The 20,883-nt window shown below is 66.8% G+C and carries 14 protein-coding genes; 9 read left to right on the forward strand and 5 right to left on the reverse strand.

The annotated features are described in order from the left end of the window. Positions 1–41: 41 nt before the first annotated feature. The 8 genes from Pla123a_RS18645 (at position 42) to Pla123a_RS18680 (ending at position 15,138) form a co-directional block, all read left to right on the forward strand. Positions 42–1,559, forward strand: a complete 1,518-nt coding sequence (locus Pla123a_RS18645) for a type IV pilus modification PilV family protein (RefSeq protein WP_146589779.1) — start codon at positions 42–44, stop codon at positions 1,557–1,559. A gap of 100 nt (positions 1,560–1,659) precedes the next feature. Further along, entirely contained in the window at positions 1,660–9,594 is a 7,935-nt protein-coding gene (locus Pla123a_RS18650; RefSeq protein ID WP_146589781.1) for a hypothetical protein, read from the forward strand. A 419-nt stretch (positions 9,595–10,013) separates the two neighbouring features. Next, a complete protein-coding gene (locus Pla123a_RS18655) occupies positions 10,014–10,547 on the forward strand; it encodes a TlpA family protein disulfide reductase (RefSeq protein WP_146589783.1) in 534 nt (177 codons plus the stop codon). 104 nt (positions 10,548–10,651) lie between these two features. Next, positions 10,652–11,593, forward strand: a complete 942-nt coding sequence (locus tag Pla123a_RS18660) for a hypothetical protein (protein WP_146589785.1) — start codon at positions 10,652–10,654, stop codon at positions 11,591–11,593. Between the two features lie 101 nt (positions 11,594–11,694). Continuing rightward, positions 11,695–12,639 (forward strand): formylmethanofuran--tetrahydromethanopterin N-formyltransferase, encoded by a 945-nt coding sequence (fhcD, locus tag Pla123a_RS18665; protein ID WP_231956546.1) that lies wholly within the window; start codon positions 11,695–11,697, stop codon positions 12,637–12,639. Between the two features lie 108 nt (positions 12,640–12,747). Beyond that, on the forward strand, positions 12,748–13,233 hold the full coding sequence (gene purE, locus Pla123a_RS18670) for a 5-(carboxyamino)imidazole ribonucleotide mutase (protein ID WP_315852884.1): 486 nt from the start codon (positions 12,748–12,750) through the stop codon (positions 13,231–13,233). Further along, positions 13,230–14,390: a 5-(carboxyamino)imidazole ribonucleotide synthase gene (locus Pla123a_RS18675; protein WP_146589789.1), complete on the forward strand. Its 1,161-nt coding sequence runs from the start codon at positions 13,230–13,232 to the stop codon at positions 14,388–14,390. Before purE ends, Pla123a_RS18675 begins: the two co-directional genes overlap by 4 nt. 151 nt (positions 14,391–14,541) lie before the next feature. After that, on the forward strand, positions 14,542–15,138 hold the full coding sequence (locus Pla123a_RS18680; protein WP_231956547.1) for a glutathione peroxidase: 597 nt from the start codon (positions 14,542–14,544) through the stop codon (positions 15,136–15,138). Between the two features lie 68 nt (positions 15,139–15,206). Here Pla123a_RS18680 and Pla123a_RS18685 read toward each other — a convergent pair whose 3' ends face one another. Then, positions 15,207–16,109 (reverse strand): glycosyltransferase family 2 protein, encoded by a 903-nt coding sequence (locus Pla123a_RS18685; protein WP_231956548.1) that lies wholly within the window; start codon positions 16,107–16,109, stop codon positions 15,207–15,209. A gap of 4 nt (positions 16,110–16,113) precedes the next feature. Beyond that, positions 16,114–17,934 (reverse strand): hypothetical protein, encoded by a 1,821-nt coding sequence (locus Pla123a_RS18690; RefSeq protein WP_146589791.1) that lies wholly within the window; start codon positions 17,932–17,934, stop codon positions 16,114–16,116. Between the two features lie 383 nt (positions 17,935–18,317). Between Pla123a_RS18690 and rimI the strand changes: the two genes are divergently transcribed. Beyond that, a complete protein-coding gene (gene rimI, locus Pla123a_RS18695) occupies positions 18,318–18,791 on the forward strand; it encodes a ribosomal protein S18-alanine N-acetyltransferase (RefSeq protein WP_146589794.1) in 474 nt (157 codons plus the stop codon). 31 nt (positions 18,792–18,822) lie between these two features. Here the strand turns inward: rimI and Pla123a_RS18700 are convergent, their stop codons facing one another. From Pla123a_RS18700 to Pla123a_RS18710, 3 genes are read right to left on the reverse strand one after another with little or no spacing between them, the layout of a single operon-like run. Then, positions 18,823–19,305, reverse strand: coding sequence for a metallophosphoesterase (locus Pla123a_RS18700; protein ID WP_146589796.1), 483 nt, complete (start codon positions 19,303–19,305; stop codon positions 18,823–18,825). A gap of 32 nt (positions 19,306–19,337) precedes the next feature. Next, positions 19,338–20,489: an ATP-grasp domain-containing protein gene (locus Pla123a_RS18705; protein WP_146589798.1), complete on the reverse strand. Its 1,152-nt coding sequence runs from the start codon at positions 20,487–20,489 to the stop codon at positions 19,338–19,340. Further along, positions 20,482–20,874, reverse strand: coding sequence for a nucleotide pyrophosphohydrolase (locus Pla123a_RS18710; RefSeq protein ID WP_146589800.1), 393 nt, complete (start codon positions 20,872–20,874; stop codon positions 20,482–20,484). Before Pla123a_RS18710 ends, Pla123a_RS18705 begins: the two co-directional genes overlap by 8 nt. Positions 20,875–20,883: the final 9 nt, after the last annotated feature.

The following is a 20,883-nucleotide window of genomic DNA, read 5'->3' on the forward strand; positions in this document are numbered from 1 at the left end:
GAACAAATCAGCGGCAGGGGCACAGGCAGACACGAGACGGCATGAACGATTCGATCCTCCAAAGCGGAAAGCGGAATGGCGAAAGGCGGCGCCGTGCGCGCGTTGCTGCCGTCCGCTTTCCCCTTTCCGCACTCCCCTTTCGCCGGGCGATTACGCTGATCGAGGTGCTGATCTCGATGGGCGTGCTGACGCTCGGCATCCTCGGCGTGGCGGCCCTGTTCCCGGTCGGCGGCCACTACGCCCGCAAGGCCAATACCTACGACCGCGCCGACGCGGCGGCCGCCGCCGCGCTGAACGACGCCGTCACCCGCGGGCTGGTGGACCCGGAGAACTGGGTGAGTTATGAGCTGCGCGAGGCGGCGCCAGGCGCCATCTGGGGCGGCGCCTACCGCCAAAACGATCGCGCTGCCTATGCTTCATTCACGCGTCCGTTCGCCCGTGACCTGCGTGGCCGTTTGCAATCGCCGGCCTACCACGCCACGAGTACCCAGAAGTACGTCCGGGAGTGGGCACTGAATCATCAGGCGGGATCGATTTACTTTGTCGACCCGGTGGGCGTGGCGTCGGGCGTTAATAACCTCAACCAGAGTCAGAGTGCCGAAGCGTTGCGAACAGTGCCCGCTTCGGTCCTCTCGATGGCGCCCATCACACGGCAGTCGTACGCGTGGTGGCAACCGTGGAGGATTACCGCGGCGATCAATCGTGTAAGCATCGCACGCCCGAACTCGCCTTCGTCGTATCCTAACCCCATCTCGCTTGCGATGGCGGACCGTTTGACGGCGATTCCCGACGACTTGGTCGTCGACCTGGGCGATCAGGCCGACCGGCCCTCGCAGCAGAGGGTGTTGACCGTGGACTACGACGGCCCATCGGGCTCGGCGCCGCCCGTGCCGGGGCCGCGTCAGGCCCAAAAACACTTCACCTACATGCTGACGGTCGTGCCCCGCACGCTGGAGGGACGCAATGCCCTCGCGTTCGGCGGTCGCAACGAGTCGTACGATGTCTCCGCGGTTGTGTTCGACCGCCGCCCGCTTAATCGCTTCAACGCAACGGATGGCTTTGGGGGCTCGGAAACGCTTGCTAGGTCCGAGCGGTTCTGCATCGGCACCGTGGTAAGCAGCGGCGCCAACGGCGGCGAGATACGGTTGTCCTACAACAAGAATGACGCACCCGACGTGTATTTCAATAAGGGCATCGAGACTCAACTCCCGTGGAAAGACCTAGAGCCGGGCGGCTACGCCATGGTGTACGGCCCCTCCCCGAACTCGACGCCCGATCGTCCGCAGCTGTTCGCCCAATGGTACCGCGTCGTCGCGATCGACGACCAAGTAACTCCGTCGACCAGCAATGTGTTCGTGGGGCCGAGTGTTGCGCTCCGCGGGCCGGACTGGCCGTGGGGGGAGACCTCGCGGGCAGAGCCGGGGCAGAACAACGTCGGCGACTACGGCGATCCGCCGTCAGGCGTCCAAGACGACCTCCGCGTGCTGATCTTCGACGGGGTCGTGGCGGTCCACACCCGCACGATGCGACTCGACGCGGGCACGGCGTGGGAACAGTAGTCGCGGGCAAGCGACCGACCCCCACGCATTCGCACATCCAGACTCACGAGCGGGCCAGACGTCGCCTCCGACGCCAAATGCTCCTGAGGAGAGAAGAGCTATGACCAACGCCGAACGAATCCGTCGCTACTCGCAGAAACGGCGCCGCCGGGCCGCGCTCGTGGCCCGCCGCCGGCGGGGCGTGCTGCTCTTGATCGTGCTGAGCATCCTGGTGATGTTCATGCTGGTCGGGACCGCGTTTGTGCTGACCGGCAGCAACTCGCTGTCGTCCGCCAAGGCCGACGAGAAGGCCCATGTCGCCGCGCCGCAGCAGGCCGACCTGCTGGACCGCGCGCTGCGCCAGGTGCTCCGCGACACCCACGACCGCAACTCGGCCGTCCGCTACCACAGCCTGCTCCGCGATGCCTACGGGACCGACGGGTTTGTCGGCGTGGTGCTGAACGAGGAAGGCCTTCGCGCGCCGCAGCCTGCCAGAGACTACGTGTCCGCCGCGGCGGTCGCCAATCCGACCCAGGGGCAGCTGATCGACATCTTTGTGCGGGACCTCGACTGGGCGACTACCCCGTCGACCGAGCTGACGAACGACTATGTCGTCGCCCTCGAGACCGACGAGAACGGCCTGCCAGTCGACTACACGCTGTCGCGCACCAACGGCTATTTCAACGGCTGCCTGCTGACCCTTCTCGACGGACCCGCCAAAGGCCAGTCGGTGCGGGTCATCGACTACGAGTACCTCGGAGAGCAAGGCAACTCGCCCTCGCACCCCGACGCCGATGGGATGACCTTCCGCCTCCGCGTGATGGCGATCCCCCGCGCCGACGGCCAACCTCTGCGTCTCGATCTGGACCATATCTCCAATCCAAATGTCAGCCAGAACGACCTCGCCGGCCACAGCTTCATGGTCAACGGCCGCCCGTTCAACGGGTCGGGCGTGGGGCTGAACCTGCTGAGCGACCCGAGCGGCGCGCGGCTCACCGCGGCGGAGCTAATGGGGACTTTTGGGCTGGCGCCGGTGGCGCTGTCGCCGCACGCGCGGTACTTCACCTCGATTGTCAGTGCGGGCCGAGGGCTGGGCAACAACCTCGTTGGTTACACGGACGCCGGCGCTACGTACCCGCTGGGGGTGGGAGGTTCGGCCGCCGCCGCCGACTCGCTCTACAAGTTCTTCGTCGGCCCCGGCGGCTCGGACGAGTCGTACGACGCGCCCGACTTCCAGAACATGTTCCTCGCCAGCAACCCGCTGCGGCCCCGCCCGCGCGGCCGCGTGGTCGACCCCAGCACCGGCGACTTCCGCGAGGTCGCCGACTACTACGCGGGCAACAACGCCCCGGCCCCCGCGCGGCTCGAACTCGACGGCCTGCCGATCCCCTCGTTCCACCGCCCGGCGCTGGTCAACTACTGGCTGCACCAACTGATGGGGGTTCCGTGGCTGTCGAGCTTAGATGTCGATGTGCGTGCGAAGGCGATCCTCAAACCCTACAACGATGATGGAACCGTCAACGGAAATATCGACGCCGTAATCGCCTCGCAGATTGTCGCGTTCAAACGCAAGTACATGCTGCGGCCGCTGATTGAGGACCACCCGAACTTCACGGGCGGCAACCCGTTTGCTTCGTTGACCGACGCCGACTTGGCTAAGATCCAGGGCTTCGTCAACGGCGCCAATATCACGTTCCCGTCGTTCGAGGTCGCCGGCCCGTGGGACGTCGACAACGACGGCGACGGCGTCGCGGACAGTATCTGGGTCGACCTCGGCATGCCGGTCCAGAAGACCGAGGACGGCCGGCTGTACAAGCCGCTGTTCGCGATCATGGTCCAAGACCTCGACGGGCGGCTGAACCTCAACGCCCACGGTTCGCTTGCGCATTTGGCGAGCATTGACGACATGGCGCCCGGTGTCCCCGTCGAGGCCCGCAAGCACGACGTCTCTACCGGCGGTGGGGTCTCCGCGGTGAACCTGGCCGGTGGCCTCGACGGCGCAAGCAACCTCGCCTCGTCCGACTTGCTGCCGCACGGCAGCGGCTGGGGTCCGGCGGACATCTCGCTGCGGTCGGTGATGTCGCCCACCCTTGCGTACCAGGGCCCTGGATTTATCGGCGACACAACGGTCGACGACTACGCGCGTGTGTTGAAGGGCCGGCCCGCGCTCCCGCCGGCGCAGCACGCCGCTGCCTATCAGGTAGGCGAGACCTGGGGCCGCTACGGCGCCGGGGTCACCAGCGTCCGGCCCGAGGCCGGCGTGCCGTTCTACGTCGACCCCAACAACTTCGCCAGCACGACTGTCAACCCGAACACGATCGACGTGCTCGCGAAGCTCGAGAAACAGGGCTACCCGCTCTATTCGCCGGCGGTGGGCGCACTGGTTCCGGCGAGCAACACCAGCCTAGTTGCGTTGGGGGCCCGCAGCCCGTCTGGTTTCTCGACCGCGCCGGACCTCAAGGGGGCGTTTGCCGTTGGCCTCGACTACACCGGCCAGCCGGTGCACGAGGCGCAGCACGAGGCCTCGTCGCTCTACCGCGCACGGTTCAAGCCGATGCTGTTGACCATCGACTCGCCGTACGAGCTCGACCTGATGAACCACACCCGGCAGGACAGCGTCGCCGACCTGCTGACCGTCACAGCCGGCTACGGCACGGCCGCCACCATCGACGACGACGCGCCCTTTGCGCCGGGCGAGCTAGAGCGGATCCTCCGCTCGCTCGACGTCGACGCCGACCGGCTGCCGGACCGGCTGTGGAACCTGGTTGACGCGTTCGACCCGGCCAAGCTGGCGGTCCAGACGGTTCGCTACGGCAACGCCGGCAACGCCGGGGCCAACACCAGCGGAGTTACGATCAGCCCCGGTCAGCTGCTGCAGGCGCAGATCGAGGCCGCCACCCGCCGCCGCTCGGTCACGACCGAGAGCTTCGACATGCCGACCACCAACGAGGACTGGACCGCCCGGCTGGTAGCCGGCGCCGACGGCCTGCCGGGCACGGGGGTGTTCCCTCAATCGGACGACTACACCGCGGTGATGCTCGAGCCGGTCCCCCCGCAGGCGCGGCTAGTCGACTACCTCCGCTACCGGATCGTGCTGGAGCTTAAGCGGCAGGACCCCAACACGTTTGCAGCGGCTATGCCGGCATCGGATCCTAGGTTGGTGCAGGCTGTCAACCTGATTCTCGACGGCGGAGCGATGTCGACCGACGAAATCGCGAGCATGAGGACCGGGACAACCCCGCAAGCGAGACAAGACTACCAGCGTCGGGCGTCGTTCGGCGGGCTGCTCGCGCCCGAGGTGATGGCCGGCCTGAAGATGGACATCAACCGCCCGTTCGGCGACGGCGTCGATAACAACAACAACGGCATCGTCGACGAGCCGTTCGAGGCGGGCGACACCTGGACCGCGGACGCCAACGGCAATCGGGAGGAGTACCGCGATCTTGATGGCGACAACGAATTCGATCCGAGCCTAGACAAGTCGCAGAATCGCTCGTTGGCCGCGGTCTACCCGTTCGACTACACCTACGGCAAGGACGCCAACGGCCGGGGGGCCTACCTGTCGTCGACCAACGGTCGGATTCACGACGACGCGCCGCTCGCCCGGCAGCTCTACGCAAGGCACCTGTACTGCCTGGCGATGCTGCTGACCGACGAGAACTACCTGATGCCGTTCGACAAACGCGACGCCCAGGTGCTCGAGTACCTCGACCCCGACGCCGGCCAGAACAACGGCTCGCAGCGCGAGCCAAGCATGGCGTGGAAGATCGCCCAGCAGTTGCAGAACAATCCGCCGCTCGGCTACCCCGGCCCGGGCGACACCGGCGACCCGAAGGTCGACGCCCGCCGCCTTGCGTGGCGGAAGCTGACCTGCCGCCGCATCGCGCAGTGGGCGATCAACTGCGCCGACATGCGCGACCCCGACGCGATCTGCACGGCGTTCGAGTACGACGAGAACCCCTGGGACGGGTGGAACGTTGTCGACCGAGCGAACAACCGCGTCTACTCAATCGACGGCGAGCCCAACACCGACGAGAACCTCGGCCAGTACCGCGACCTCGGCGGGCGGGGCCGCGGCGGCCAGGCCATCCAGGACGACAACGACGCCAGCCCGCTCGACCAGACCCGCGGCATCGTGTGGGGCATGGAGCGGCCCGAGCTGCTGCTGACCGAGACCTTCGCCACGCACGACCGCCGGACCGAGGACCTCGAGGGTTTTGGTGACGAGAACCCCAACGCCCAGCCCGGAACCGAGAACGAGCTGCTGGCGCCGTCCGACCCGAACGTCCAGGCCGACGACGACATGGACCAGCGGCTCCGCCCGCTGGGGACGCTGTTCGTCGAAGTCTACAACCCGAACAGCCTCGACATTGAGTCGCCCGCCGAGCTGTCGCGGGAGTTTATTGTCAACTACCCGAATAGCAATCCGGTGGCGTCGGATCGCAAGGTCGGCATTGCGCTCGACAGGCTAAGCGCGATCACCGATGGCGACGGCAAGTACTCGCCGGTCTGGCGGATGATCGTGGTCGAGGAGGACCCGCGGCTCCGCAACGACCGCGCGACCTGGGACAACGGCGACTACAACAACTACGAGTCGCTGAGCCGGGTGCCGTCACTCCAGCAGCTGGCGACACAGATCGATCAGGGGCGGCTCCGCCCGGTCGCCAGCGACCCCGACTTCCCGACCTTCGACCCGCTGAAGGTCCCCGAGTACCGGGCGGACGTCAACGGTCAGCTCAGCGTCGCGAAGCAGAAGACCGGCGCCTACATCGAGCGGACCGTGTACTTCACCACCGGCGGCGACGACCGGCCGCCCATCCAGCGAGACCCCGAGGACCTGCGGGTGCGGATCCCGATCCGCTACGCGGAGTTCCCGATCCCTAACGCCACCGCCACCCCCGGCCTGCCGAACCTTAAGTTCAACATGAACGAGTGGCTGCTGTGGCCCGAGGGCAACAAGATGGTGAACGGCAAGCTGCGTGTGTACGACTACCACTTCCCGCCGGCCGACATCGACGGCGACGGCAGCCCCGACCCAGACCCGCTCAACACGGCGCCCCGGAACCGCCATCAGCAGTTCGCGCCGATCCTGCCGGGCCGCTACGCGGTGATCGGCACGGCCGGGTACCAGTACTCGGCGCAGTGGAATTCAAACAACAAGAACCCGGAGTTTGGCGGGCGGTTCATCACGCCGTTCGGCCGGTCGTTCGAGTCGGCGCGGCAGGTGCAGGGCGGGTTCGAGAACCAGCCGGTCGGCCGGATGCGGGACGACACCCACCACCGCGACACGCTCAAGTGGACGCGGCGGTTCGACCTGATGCCGAACCCTAACCCCGAGATCCACCAGTTCGCCATCATGCACAACGGCGGGCCTGAGAGCCGATTCATCAGCGAGCCAGAGAACAGCAAGTTCAACCGCAACGTCACCAACCCTCCTTATCAGTTTGATTTGAATCCTGCGACCCAGGCCGAGACCGTTGGCGACCTGGGGACCAAGCCGTCGGCGTTCGGCGTGGTGCCGCCCAACAACACCAAGCGGAAGATCCAGCCGGTGGTTTCGATCCCAATCGAGGGGCTGTCGATCTCGACGCCCTTGGACGGCTACCTGGTGCGGATGCTAGCGATTGACCGCAGCGCGCCGGCCCGCTGGGCGCCCAACGCGGCGTACGGCGAGGGCGCGCTGTTCCAAGACCCCCAGAAAGGGCCGGTTGACCAGCCGTTCGACCTAGAGGAGCACCTCATCAAGAACGTCACGACGCCCAACTTCCGCTCGGTCCACCTGCAGCGGCTGGCCGACCCGATGCTCCCCTGGAACCCGGTCAACACCACCCACGCCCAGCACAACCCCTCGCTCCCGGTGAACCCGTACATCACGGTCGACAGCGAGTCGGTCGACCTGACCGCCTTCAACGGGGTAGACCCACAGGACCCGGCGCCGCTCAACCAGAACGCGCCGGCAGGCCGACCCGAGGGCCTGGTCCACATGACCATGGCGAGCCTGCAACGCGGCGGCTACGAGGCGGCGGTCACCGATCCGACGCAGCTTCCCGCCGCCAACTCACCGGTCGACGTCGCGCCGAATGTCGCCCGCGCGATCTGGGCCCGCGAGCCGGTGCGGGTCTCCAAGGACATCTCCAACGGGACCGGCGTGTCGTCCAGCGCGCTGGGGCCGGGGCAGTTTGCCTACCAGTACTACGATGCCAGCGGCGGGCAGGAGCCGCAACCGAGCCAGGGCTTCATCGGTTTCATGAACCTCGACTCGAAGCTGGTCCCTGGCGAGACCGGCGGACCGAAGCGGGTGCCGATGGTGCTCAACGTGCCGCTCCGCACGACGCTTGGGTTCGCGAACGGGTTCTTTCCATCGATTGACGGCGGGCGGAACATCGCCGAGCCGTACACGCCGTTCTATTCCAGCAACGCCCGTTTTGATCAAGACGGCGACAAAACGCTGGAGCCTGACTCGACCAACTACCACGACATCGATATCAACGGCGATGGAATTCCCGGCGACCTGATTGGCGCCCCGTGGACAGAACGCACGGTGGATAACACTACGCAGGACGACAACACCTACCCGTGGCTGGCCTGGAACAACCGTCCGTACGCCAGCGCGCTCGAGCTGATGCAGGTTCCGGCCTCGACCGCGGGGTCGCTCGGCAAGGAGTTCTCGGTCTTCTCGGCCGGGATGGCGGTGGTGCCGAACCCGTACAACGGCGCTATCGGCGACCTGAGCGACTCGGTTAACAACAACGACGCCCGCCAGCTCTTCCAGAACGGTCAGTTCGGCCATTTGCTGAACCTGTTCAACACGTCGAGCCAACCGGCGGCGGCGTTCAACCAGAACAGCGGCAGCAACATGCTCGAGCTGCTGCCCTCCGGCGCCGCGAACCTGCACCGGCTGACCAGCTACCTGCGGGCGCCGTCGCGGTTTGTGGCGACCCAGACAGCAGTCAACCCCGAGGTATTCAACGTGGTAGCGAGCCGCGGCAGCACGACCGACCCCCGCAACGGGCTGCTTGCGCCATTCAACCGGGTCGACCAGTACCGCGAACCGGGGCGGGTCAACCTGAACACGGTGGCCGGCATCCTCGGGCTGCCTGAGGGCGGGGAACGAGACTCGTGGTCGCCGGTCTACGACGGCCTGATGCACCGCTACCACGACCGCAATTTACCAAGCGGCCGCTACCAGCAGCCGATCGGCCACCGCGGCCCGGCCTGGCGCGATGTCGTGCGGAGCCGCCGCGGTTATCTCGACCCAGGGCTTACCGGCGCGACGACCTCGTTGGTCGACGTGTCGCCGATGGCGCTGAACCCGCTGGTGCCGACCTTCTTTGGCAACCCGTTCCGCGAGCCGGAAGAGGGCCAGCTCGTGCCGCTGGCGAGCATGGTGCACGCCGGCGCCGAGGCGTCGCTGCTCCGCTCGCACCCCTACAGCCCGGCCTCGTCAACGGCCGGCGACGCCGAATGGGGCAACCCGCGCTCGGACGACGCTTCTGTCTCGCAGCAGGCGGACGGAACTCCGATTGTTGCAAAGGACCGCATAGACGACGACCCAGGTGAGGCCGGGATCATCGCTGGAACCGATACGCCCCTCTTCAACCCCGACGGCACGGCTCTGGGCTACAACTCCGACCCGACTATGGACGCGCCGCGGGCGCCGCTCTTCTCGGCCGGCACGACCGAGACCGGCCTGAACAGCGAGCGCAACGCCGCGCTGCGGTACATGCCGCTGACGCGGATGTCGAGCCTGGCGACCACCCGCAGCGGGGCGTTCGCCATCTGGATCACGGTGGGCTTCTTCGAGGTCGAGCCGGCGCCGGATTGGGTCGACAATGATAACGACCAGGTGCACGACACTCGGTTTGTCCATCGGGACCTATACGACCGGATCTACCCCGACGGCTACCAGCTCGGCAAGGAGCTCGGCAGCGACACCGGCGACACCAACCGCCACCGCGGCTTCTGGATCGTCGACCGCACGCTGCCGGTTGCCTTCCGCCCGGGCGACGACGTGAACCTCGAGAAGATGATTCTGCTGCGGCGGGAGATCGAGTAGGGGTCGTCGGTGGCAACCGCGATTCGTGGCCGTTCGTACGCATTGGTACTGAATCCAGGGCTGTGCTGTGCTCTAATGAGAGCGTGGACCGCTGCGCTGGCGCCGGGACCCTAGGGAAGCCCCCGTCCTGGCTGGCTTGCCCGTCGGCACTGGGGCTATCGCCGAGCGTCCCCGGCGCCCGAATGGGGGGCTCGTGGGGGGCCTAGTGGGGGGCCTAGTGGGGGGCGATAGTCGGTGCCCCAACGTGCACTCGGCTCGGACAAAACCCCACCGGCGTCCGCTTGGCGGGTGTTGTAAGTCGTTCATGTGTAGTAGCTTGCGGTTCTTGGGGAGGCCTGGGCGAGTGGGTTTTGTCCCCTCCGATCGAATTCTCGGACTTTATAGTTGGCCCCAACCGGCGGCCTCAACCGGCGGCCTCGATGGGTAAGGAACGCGCCACGATGGCCAAGAAGAGCTCAGACAACCTCCTGCCAATGATCCTGGTCGGCGTGCTGCTGACCGCTGCGGTGCTGCTACGTCCGCGGTGGGGCGGGGCGGTCGATCAAACGGCGCAGCCGCTGCCGCCGCTGGCGACCGCCGCGTGGCTGAACTCCGACGGCGCCCCCAAGCTGGACGGCAAGATCGTCGTGATGGACGCCTGGTTCACGACCTGCCCGCCGTGCCTGCAGTCGCTGCCGAAGCTGGCGCGGCTGCACGAGAAGTACGCCGGCGACTCCCGCGTGCAGTTCATCGGCGTGACCTTCGAGCCGGAGGAGAACCTCCCTCAGATCCAGGCGGTCGTCGACCGGATCGACGGCTTCACCTGGCCGGTGGCGTACGCCGCGCAGCGGCAGCTCGACATGCTCGACATCCACATGTTCCCGACGCTGGTGGTGTTCGACCAGAGCGGCACGTCGGTATGGCGGGGCCACGACTTGGGCGGCCTCGAGGCGCAGATCGACAGCATGCTGTGACCCCCTTTTGACTGGCGGCAATAAAACGCGGCCCGGCGGCGATTGCTTGGCGAAGGCTCCGCTGCGGGGCCCGCCGAACAGGGACAGCAATCCAAGGGCGAGTCATGGCTGCAACGACTAGAAGGCTGCTGATTGCGGGTTTGATGCTGACCGGGCTGTTGGCCTGGCAGACTAGGGCGACTGCCGACCAAGCCGCCACTGACGCGGGGCAGGGTGGCCAGGACCCCTTCGCCGAGGGCGGCGAGGACCCGTTCGCCGGTGAGGGCGAGAACCCGTTTGGAGGAGAGGGGGGAGACCCGTTCGCCGACCCAGGCGCCAAGTCGCGGGGAGCTCGCCCGTCGGAGCGGCCCACCGAGCACTCCCGGGCGGGCCACGAGGGCGGCCCTAGCGATGGCCATGAGGGGCATCCCGAGCAAGCCGAGCAGACTCCCAACAATCCGCCGCTTCAGACCGTGTTCTGGGCCGGCGGCGGGGACCTGGCCAGGGAGCGGATCGATCAGACGCTCAACCGACCGCTGCGTCCGGGCGGCCTGGATTTCAACGACGCGCCGCTCGAAGAAGTGGTCGACTTCCTGCGGACCGAGTACGAGATCGAGATCCAACTCGACGAGACCGCCCTCGACGATCTCGGCATCGGGATCGACGAGCCGATCACGTGCGTGATCCGCAATATCTCGCTGATGTCGGGCATGCGGCTGATGCTGAAGCAGCTCGAGCTGACCTACGTGATCGCCGACGAGGTCATGCTGATCACCACCGAGGAAGAGGCCGAGACGCGACTCACCATTGGCATCTACCCGATGCGCGGCGTCGCGAAGGACAAGCGGGAGCTGATGGAGCTGGCTAAGGTCGTGGTGTCGACCGTCGCCGCGGAGACCTGGAAGCACAACGGCGGTGGAGAAGCGAACCTGCAGTCGCTCGACGCGGGCTTCCTCGTTGTCAGCCAGACCCGAGCGGTGCACGAGGAATTGATCGAGTTCCTGTCGGCGCTGCGGCGGGCCAAGGCGGCGGGATCCGGGATGAATGGTGCGAGAAGGGAACACTAATACGCGCTAATGAAGGACTGCCCGACGCTTGCGCTTATTAGTGTTCTTTCGTGTTGGTTGGCCGGAACCGCTCCGGCTTCCGCCGTAGCTTCCTGGGATGAATGCCATGGCTTGTGCGGCTGTCGGCGGCCCGCGAAGATGGGGCGATGCAGATCGGGGCCACCGAGATCATTGACACCTTTGCCGAAGCGTTCCGCATGCGGTACACGCGGCTGGTCTTGACGGCGCTCGACGAGCACTGGCTCGACGCGGCCGCGCGGGAATTGTGCGGGTACGGGTCGAGCGTGATCGGCTGCGACGCCGAGATCGCCGTCGAGCAGAAGGTCGATGCGGCCGACACGCCCGACGGGCGGCCGGGGCTGCTGGTGATGGCGTTCGGGTTCTCGAGCGAGGCCCTCGGCAAGGCGATGCCGAAGCGGGTCGGGCAGTGCGTGATGACCTGCCCCACCACGGCCGTGTACAACGCCATGCCGGAGTCCGAGGAGCAGATCCCGCTGGGGAGTCAGCTCCGCTACTTCGGTGACGGCTTCCAGAAGAGCAAGGTGCTCGACGGCCGGCGGTACTGGCGGGTGCCGGTGATGGACGGCGAGTTCGTGTGCGAGGAGCAGCTGGGGGTCGCCAAGGGGGTGGCGGGCGGCAACATCATCGTGCAGGGGATCGACCAGGCCGCAGCGCTCGCTTCGGCCCGGCGGGTGAGCAAGGCCCTGGCGCCGCTGGCGGGGGTGATCACGCCGTTCCCGGGCGGCGTGGTCCGCAGCGGCAGCAAGGTCGGCTCGCGGTACAAGGGGCTGGTCGCCTCGACAAACGACGCCTTCTGCCCAACGCTGCGTGGCCGGGTCGAGGGGGGCCGTGTTGAGAGTGAACTGGTCGACGCGGCCCAGGCGGCTTGTGAGATCGTGTTCAACGGTGAAAGCGAGGAGGCGGTCGGCCACGCGACCCGAGTCGCCCTGCAAGCCGCCGCCGGCGACGGGGTTCCGGCGGTCAGCGCTGGCAACTACGGCGGCAAGCTCGGCAAGTTTCACTTCCACCTGAAGGACTATTGCTGAGGCCGCCGGCGCCTTCGTTGACAATCCGCGGCAGGCGCCAGAAGATGGGCGGTTTTCACACGATTCCCGTAGGACCCATCCGCCATGCCGAACGCCACTGAGCCTCTGGTGACTGGGCCCCTTGTGGGCGTGATCATGGGCTCGCACAGCGACTGGGAGACCATGCGCCCGGCGGTCGAGGTGCTGGAGCAGTTTGGCGTCGCGTGCGAGCGGCAGATCGTCTCGGCCCACCGCACACCAGAGCTGATGGTCGACTACGCCAAGGGCGCCGCGTCTCGCGGGCTGCAGGTGATCATCGCGGGCGCCGGCGGCGCGGCGCACCTGCCGGGCATGGTCGCCTCGCTGACGACACTGCCGGTGCTCGGCGTGCCGGTGCAGAGCCGGGCGCTGAGCGGCATCGACTCGCTGCTGTCGATCGCCCAGATGCCGGGCGGCGTGCCCGTGGGGACGCTGGCGATCGGCTCGGCCGGTGCGAAAAACGCAGGGCTGCTCGCCTTGCGGATCCTGGCGACCACGCGGCCCGACCTGCGGGACAAACTGACTACCTACCGTGATCAGCAGGCCAAGGCGGCCCTGGAGAAGGAATTGGAATGAGCTCGGAGGCTCCACTAACCCTCACCACGCCGTTGGCGGCCGGGGCCACGCTCGGCGTGTTCGGTGGCGGGCAACTCGGACGGATGTTCTGCGAGGCGGCCGCCAAGCTTGGCTTTCGGACGCACGTGTACTCGCCCGACTCGGGCGGCCCCGCCGCCCAGGTGGCCGACTTGCACACGTCGGCCGACTACCACGACTTCGCCGAGGTCGACCGCTTCGCGCGGTCGGTCCAGGCGGTGACGCTCGAGTTCGAGAACGTGCCGGTCGCCGCGGTCGAGGCCGCTGGTCGGCACACCCGGGTGCGGCCCTCGGGTGAGGTGCTGTTCACGGTGCAGGACCGGCTGCGGGAGAAGCGGTTCCTGGCGGGCGCCGGCGTGCCGGTGGCGCCGTTCGCCTCGGTCCGGACCGCGGGCGAGTGCTACGTCGCAATCGATCAGATCGGCGTGCCAGCCGTGCTTAAGACCACCAAGTTCGGGTACGACGGAAAGGGGCAGGCCAAGATCGACGCGGCCGACAAGGCGGTCGAGGCGTGGGACTACCTGGGCCGGCACGCGTGCGTGCTCGAGGGCTTCGTCGACTTCGCCCGCGAGGTGTCGGTCATCGTCGCGCGGGGAGCAGACGGGGGGGTCTCGCTGTGCGGGCCGATCGAGAACGACCACGCCAACCACATCCTGGACGTCTCGGTGCTGCCGGCGAGCTGCAGCGAAGAGTCGGCGGCCAAGGCCCGCGAGATTGCCAAGCAGGTGGCGACCGAGCTCGACCTGGTTGGCGTGCTGTGTGTCGAGTTCTTCGAGACCCAAGACGGCCAGATGATTGTCAACGAGATCGCCCCGCGGCCCCACAACTCGGGGCACCTGACGATTGAGGGCTGCGAGGCGTCGCAATTCGAGCAGCAGGCCCGCGCGATGGCGGGGCTGCCGCTGGCGTCGATGGACAACCCGCGTCCGGTCGCGATGGCCAACCTGCTGGGCGATCTGTGGGCCGACGGCGAGCCCAAATGGGAAGCCGCCAAGGCGATCCCCGGGGTGAACCTGCACCTGTACGGCAAGGGCGACGCCCGACCGGGGCGGAAGATGGGGCACCTGACCGCGGTCGCCGACACCGTGGAGGCGGCGCGCGAGGCGGTTCTCGCCGCCCGACGAGCCCTGACCGATTAGGGGCCCTGACCGATTAGGGGCTGACAGTGGAAGAATTGGGGGCTGGCCGCAGGAGTTCGCCACCGGCGGTCCAGGCGCCTACAATACAGCTCAACGCGACCTCATCCTCCTTGTTGGACGTTTCCTGCAAACCCCACGACTGGGCCCTGCCATGCTGATCCGCTCGATAGTTACGATGCTCTCGCTGATGCTGCTCCCCGCGGCCAAGGCCGCCGAAACCGCCCCGGACCTGGGCGAACGAGCCAGCGCTCTCGACTTCGAGATGGCGAAGCTCGGCAAGGACGGGAAGGTCAACCTGTCCAAGGAGTACGAGGGCAAGGTCGTCATGCTGGTGAACGTCGCGAGCCGCTGCGGGCTGACGCCGCAGTACGAGGCCCTGCAGATGCTGCACGAAAAGTACGCCGACCGAGGCTTGGCGATTGTCGGCGTGCCGTGCAACCAGTTCGGTGGCCAGGAGCCGGGCGCTCCGCAGGAGATTCTCACCTTCTGCAAAACCAACTACGACGTCGGTTTCGATCTGCTTGAGAAGAGCAACGTAAAGATTAAGGGGGACAACCAGACCCCGATCTACCAGTACCTGACGTCGAAGCAGACCAACCCAGAGTACGCCGGCGAGATCTCCTGGAACTTCACCAAGTTCCTGTTCAACCGTGACGGCGACGTGATCGCGCGGTTCGAGCCCCGCACCAAGCCGGACTCGCCGGAGGTGGTCGCCGCGATCGAGGCCGCGCTCGCCGAGAAGAAGTAGGAGGGCACGCCGGAAAGCGTGGCGCCCCCACCCTAGCCCTCCCTCCCCATCAGGGGGAGGGAACAAGGCTAATCCCACTTAGCGTAGCGGACGATGCACCACAGGGCGCGCAGTCCGTCGCGGACGCCGATCTTCTTGCCCTCGTCGTAGCCGCGGCTGTTGTAGCCGATCGGGGCCTCGACGATGCGGCACTTGCGGCGGGCCAGCTTGGCAGTGATTTCCGGCTCGAAGCCGAACCGATCCTCGCGGAGCATCATGCCGCGGAGTGCGTCGCGGCGGAAGACCTTGTAGCAGGTCTCCATGTCGGTCAGCTTGAGGCCGGTCGTGACGTTGCTCGCCCAGGTCAGGAGGCCGTTGCCGAGCCGGTGCATGAACGATGGGTCTTGGTGGGCGTTTTCGAGGAACCGCGAGCCGTAGACCACGTCCGCTTCGCCACGCTCGATTGGCTCGAGCAGACTCTTGTAGTCGGACGGGTCGTACTCGAGGTCGGCGTCCTGGATCATCAGCACGTCGCCGCTGGCGTGGGCCATGGCGGTCCGCAGGGCGGCGCCCTTGCCGCGGTTGTAGCCGTGCATCACGACGCGGATGTCTTCCTGCCGGTCGAGTTCAATTAGAAGGTCGCGCGTGCCGTCGGTGCTGCAGTCGTCGACGATCACTATTTCCTGGTGGACGCCAACCGCCTGCACCTGGGCGACGATCTCGCGGATCGTCTCGCGCTCGTTGTAGACCGGCATCAGGATCGACACCGCAACGCCAACGCGTCGGGGCGAGTCGGCCGCCGGCTGGTCGAGCCCGGCCGCGTCGGCCAGGTTGGTCTCGGCCTGCTCAAGGGTCGAAAGCGCCCGGTCGAGGTAGCTGTTGTCGGAGGTCACAGCGGTAGCTGGGCCGCCGACCGCCGGTTTCTGGGCCACCGGTTGCTGGGCCCGCGGCCCTGACTGTTGTTCGTCGAGTAGGTCGTGAGAAGTCGCCACGAGGTTAGGCTCCGGGGCTGGCCGTGATTGTACCGTCGGCGGCCCGACGAGTCACTTGCAGATTGTTTGCGTCGACTGATCCCGACCCGTGCTCAGAGCGCGGGAACGCGGGCCACTGCACAACGCGGGCCGACTCTTCGTCGGAGATATCGCGGCGCTGGGCGGGAAGGTAGGTTGCGGTGTTGGGCGTGTCGTACAGGCTCGAGCGTCCCCACAGCTGAGCGATCGAGTCTTGGTAGAGCAGTGACCACTGGCCGCCGTGCTCAACCGAAGCGTCCTGCATCACCTCGGCCGCGTGGGGGTAGGTGCGGTCAACGAGCACCAGGTTGGGGTCGCCATAGCGCAGCACCGCGGAGCCGTCGACCGGTCCCGAGTTGGGGCTGCGGTGCCGGTTGCCGTCGTACTCGCCCAGGAGGAAGTCGAAGTTCATGTCCACGACCTCCTGCGGGTAGCAGGTGCGGAACCGGCCGTCGAACGACACCGTGGTCTCGGGCGCCAGGGCGGCGAGCGCGTACTGGGCCCAGTTGAAGCTGACGACCAGCCGCCCCGACAGGTGGTTGTCCTGCATGTACTGCAGAGCGTCGATCGGGTACTGGTTGCCGGCGACCGGCAGGGCCACTAGGCGGCTCGCCAGACTGTGGGTCTGGATGTAGGTGGTGAAGCAGAGCGTGGCGATGGCGGCCCACTTGATGGCGGGCGCCGGGCGGACGATCTCGAGCCCCTCGGCGGCCTTCTTTCGTAGCGAGCTCAGCACGCTCTGCACGTGCGGCGGGGTCCAGAAACCCGACAGCAGCGCGAAGAACGCGATGTGACGCAGGTGGCTGACCGCCTGCCACGCGACCAGCACAAGGATCGCCAGCTTGACCCAGTCGCGCTGCTTCTGGGTGAAGCCCCATGCGATAGCGTTGGCGACTCCTAGGGCCACCAACTGCCAGAAGATCGGGTCGGAAGGCTTGGGGCCGGCCCACTCAGTGATTTCGGGTCGCGGGCTGCCAAGGGACTCGGCCATCCACTTGACCAGGCCGTCGCCGTACGGGTTGGCGAGCACCGCCAGCAGGCAGCCCACCGCCACCGCCGCCAGGCCAATCAGCCGCGGCAGGTCGCCCGGCCGGCGGTCGACGAGCATCTCGACAAACCGTCCAAACAGGTAGGCACACGCGATGCAGATCCCAGCCGCGAACCCGCCGTGCGAGTTGACCCACACGACGAGCACCACCGGCACGAAGGCGAGGGGCCGCCAGTCGATGGTCGGGCCGGCCGGCAAGAGGGCAGGGGACTCGGTGCGGAACGGCCGCCGCCAGTGCAGGAAGGCGGCCTCGAGCAGCGTCAGCATCACGGCGCAGCAGAGGAAGCTCAGCAGCTGCGGCCGCATTGGGAAGAACGCCTTCATGTTGACCGCTACGAGCAGCAGGAACACGCAGGCGGTCAGCAGCCGGATCTGTCGCCAGCTAGCGACCAACAGCATCATACCGATGATCGACATCCCGAGCAGGCACTTGGCCAGCAGCATCCCACGGACGCCGAGGTGGTCGAAGCCCCAGGCGAGCGCCAGCTCCGCCAGGTTTTCGTGATTGATCCAGCGGTAGCCTTCGGCCGTGAACGTGTGGGTGGCGGTGCGGTGCAGGCGCCCGTCGGCGATCCATTCCTGGCCGTACCGCACGTGCCCCCACAGGTCGGGGTCGACCAAGTTAAACGCGAAGCAGCCGGCGCAGCCGATCAGCAGCGAGAACACCATCAGACGCCGCAGGAGCCGGTAGTCGGCCCTGGCTGACGCGGCGTAGTCTGCCTGCTGCAGCGGGTCGGTAGCGGGGGTGGCGGTGGGCATCGAATTCGGGCGAGCAATCGGCGGTGTGGCGGGGAGTCGTCCTGGGCTCTCAGCGCAGGATGCATGGAAGCGTACCTCGCAGAACCGGCCCAGGCGGTCGGGGCGCCGGGAGGAGTAGCGTTCGCCCGACGTGGGCAATCGACACAGTCGGTAGGGTCGTCAATACCGCTTCGCACCAAGATGCGGGGCTGCTAGCAGGCGCCAGTGGCATGCCGCTATTCTGACTTGGCATCCCCAGAGGCTTCTGATACTTTGCCCCCCACGCCGATCAACAACTACTGACTCTCGGACGCAGCGCACGCCATCCGAGGGGCGGCCGACACGGAGGAAGGCCAGGTATGAAAGTGCAACGCAACCCACAACTTCGCGTACACATCCGGTGGATGATCCGTCGAGATATGCCGGAGGTGCTCGAGATAGAACGCCGCAGCTTCGAGTTCCCTTGGTTCGAAGAGGACTTTGTCCGCTGCCTGCGACAGCGCAACTGCATCGGCATGGTGGCCGAGCAGGGCGAACGCGTCGTGGCGTTCATGATCTACGAGCTCCACAAGACCCGACTGCACATCCTCAACTTCGCTGTGGCGCCGGAACTCCGCCGCCACGGTGTGGGGCAGCAGATGGTCGAGAAGCTGGTCAGCAAGCTGTCAAGCCAACGCCGCACCAGGATCTCGCTCGAGGTTCGCGAAACCAACCTCGAGGCCCAGCTGTTCTTCAAGCACAGCAGCTTCCGGGCGACCTCGGTACTGCGGGACTTCTACGACGACTCGACCGAGGACGCCTACCTGATGCAGTACTACTATCAGGAAAACCAGACGACCGACGCCGCGTCCAATCGGGTCCGCCGGCTCGCCGGCTAGGTCAGAAACCAGCAGCGTCCAACGTGGGCACTCACAGCGGGATGACCGTCGCCGCGAGCGGCGCGGTCTCGACGATCGCAACCGAGTGCGGGTTGGCTCGGTACACGGCCCCCGGGTTGAGCACCAGCGTCGAATCGGACTCTTCCACGGCGGCAATATGGGTGTGCCCGTAGCAGACGAGGTCGTAGTCGCCCGAGCGGCACGCCTTGCGAAAGGCCTTGCGGTCGTGGCTGTGCAGCAGCGCGATCTTTAGGCCGTCGATGGTGAGTTCGCCGAACTGGTCGTGCCAGTGCTGGTTTTCTGCGCGGACCGCAGCGCCAAGCGCATCGAGGTCGTAGTCGCAGTTGCCCGCCACAAAATGGGTGGGCCAATGGTGGAACTGACGCACCACGTCGGGGCCGCCGATATCGCCGCAGTGCAGTACTACTTCGACATCAAGGCTCTGCAGCATCCTGACCGCCGCTTGGGTCAGGTCGACATGCCCGTGGGTGTCGCTGATAACTCCAATTTTCACTCCGCTTGTCCCCTGGGCGGTGTGCAATCTGATTACGTGTAGAGCCGCTTTTCAACCGCTGCGACGGCGTTGGAAAAACGCCGCTCGCCGTCTGCGGACTCCAACCGCCCAAGCACAGTCACGACCGGATGCGCTGGCTCGATTGTTTCCCCAGCCCGCGGGATATCCGCGAGCCAGATCTCCGCAGCAGTCGCCATTGAGGCGCCGACCCCAGGATTAACATCTGGCGGCACGGTAAGTCTATGCCTCGCATAGACGATCTGCTTTTTTGCGGAGGTCCGCGTGCTTGGTGGGCAAGGAACTGGACCCGCAGGTCTCCATTTTGCAAACGCCGCCGCGTGCAGGGAAAGAGCTGCTACGCCCGACGTCAGTTCGTGCAGCTCGACCGAGGCGGTGTACCGCGGATTCACCTCCAGCACCCACAACTGATCCGCTCCCACCCAGAGGTCGACCCCCACCACGCCACGCAAGCCGAATTGGCCCGCCAGCAAACGCGACAGCTCTCTAAGGACTGGGACCACCGGCGGCGGCAGGTCGATTGGGCCCGCCGAGCCCGCGTACTGGAACGGAGCGGCTCCGAAATCGGGCCCGACCAGCTGCCGCGTTACCCCGATCAGGCCGTCGCCCGGTGTGTCGTTTAGCACGAACACCGCCGATGCCGGAAATCCCACCGAAGCGGTGAGCTTTTTCTGATAGACCGCGCCCTGTCGCGTGGCTCGATCTGCTGCTGCGCGGCTGTCAAGCAACCACACGCCGCTGCCGCCGCTGCCCCCGGCCTTGCAGATCCACGACCCGTCAAGCGGCAGCCCGGTCGGCTCTGCGCGGGTTGCGGGGAAGGGGATCCCCGCATGCAGCAGCGCTGTGTGGAGGGTGGCGAGGTCTCTGACGCGTCGCACCGCGGCGCCGTCGTTGCCCCACAGCGGAAGCATGCCGGCGAGCTGGTCGATGAGTTCTGGGTAGTTCTCAAGGCCCCCGGTGTAGATCCACGCGTCGGCGTTTGCGCGGGACAGCCACTCGGCAAAGCCTTCGGGGTAGCGATCGACCCGCGTGGCGGGGCACATCGCCGCCAGGTCGAGGTCGGTAAACAGGTCGGCCGCGACAACGTCGAACCCTGCCCGGATCGCCGACTGGGCCGCGGCGCGCGCGCTGGCCCCCAGGATGGCGAGCCGCGGGCGGCTAGCCAATCGGCTTGCCGTCCTGGCCGAGCTGGTGCTTGCCACGGAACTGCTCGGCCGGGTACTTCTCGGCGTTCTTTATCATCTTAGCGCGGATTGTCTGGCTGAGGTCGATCCCCAACTCGTTGGCGATCGCGAAGGAGTACCCAACCACGTCGGCGATCTCCTCCGCCACGGCGGCCAGCTTCTCGGGGTCGTCGCCCAGCCGGCGAGACTCCTCCGAGTCCATCCACTGGAAGTGCTCAAGCAACTCGGCTGCTTCGACCGCTAGCGCCATGGAGATGTTCTTGGGCGAGTGGAAGTGGCGCCACTGCCGTTCCTCGACGAACGCGGCCATGTTGCGGCGCAGCTCGGCGACAGTGGTTTGATCGTCTCCAGGGAACGCGTCTGCCATGGGCGGTGA

Source organism: Posidoniimonas polymericola (assembly GCF_007859935.1).
GTDB lineage: Bacteria > Planctomycetota > Planctomycetia > Pirellulales > Lacipirellulaceae > Posidoniimonas > Posidoniimonas polymericola.

Excerpts from the sequence above, each read along its gene's own strand:
- Pla123a_RS18645 (WP_146589779.1), top strand. The coding sequence starts at position 42 with ATGAACGATTCGATCCTCCAAAGCGGAAAGCGGAATGGCGAAAGGCGG.
- Pla123a_RS18680 (WP_231956547.1), top strand. The coding sequence starts at position 14,542 with ATGCTGATCCGCTCGATAGTTACGATGCTCTCGCTGATGCTGCTCCCC.
- rimI (WP_146589794.1), top strand. The coding sequence starts at position 18,318 with ATGATCCGTCGAGATATGCCGGAGGTGCTCGAGATAGAACGCCGCAGC.
- Pla123a_RS18660 (WP_146589785.1), top strand. The coding sequence starts at position 10,652 with ATGGCTGCAACGACTAGAAGGCTGCTGATTGCGGGTTTGATGCTGACC.
- Pla123a_RS18690 (WP_146589791.1), bottom strand. The coding sequence starts at position 17,934 with ATGCCCACCGCCACCCCCGCTACCGACCCGCTGCAGCAGGCAGACTAC.
- Pla123a_RS18675 (WP_146589789.1), top strand. The coding sequence starts at position 13,230 with ATGAGCTCGGAGGCTCCACTAACCCTCACCACGCCGTTGGCGGCCGGG.
- fhcD (WP_231956546.1), top strand. The coding sequence starts at position 11,695 with ATGCCATGGCTTGTGCGGCTGTCGGCGGCCCGCGAAGATGGGGCGATG.
- Pla123a_RS18710 (WP_146589800.1), bottom strand. The coding sequence starts at position 20,874 with ATGGCAGACGCGTTCCCTGGAGACGATCAAACCACTGTCGCCGAGCTG.
- Pla123a_RS18650 (WP_146589781.1), top strand. The coding sequence starts at position 1,660 with ATGACCAACGCCGAACGAATCCGTCGCTACTCGCAGAAACGGCGCCGC.
- Pla123a_RS18655 (WP_146589783.1), top strand. The coding sequence starts at position 10,014 with ATGGGTAAGGAACGCGCCACGATGGCCAAGAAGAGCTCAGACAACCTC.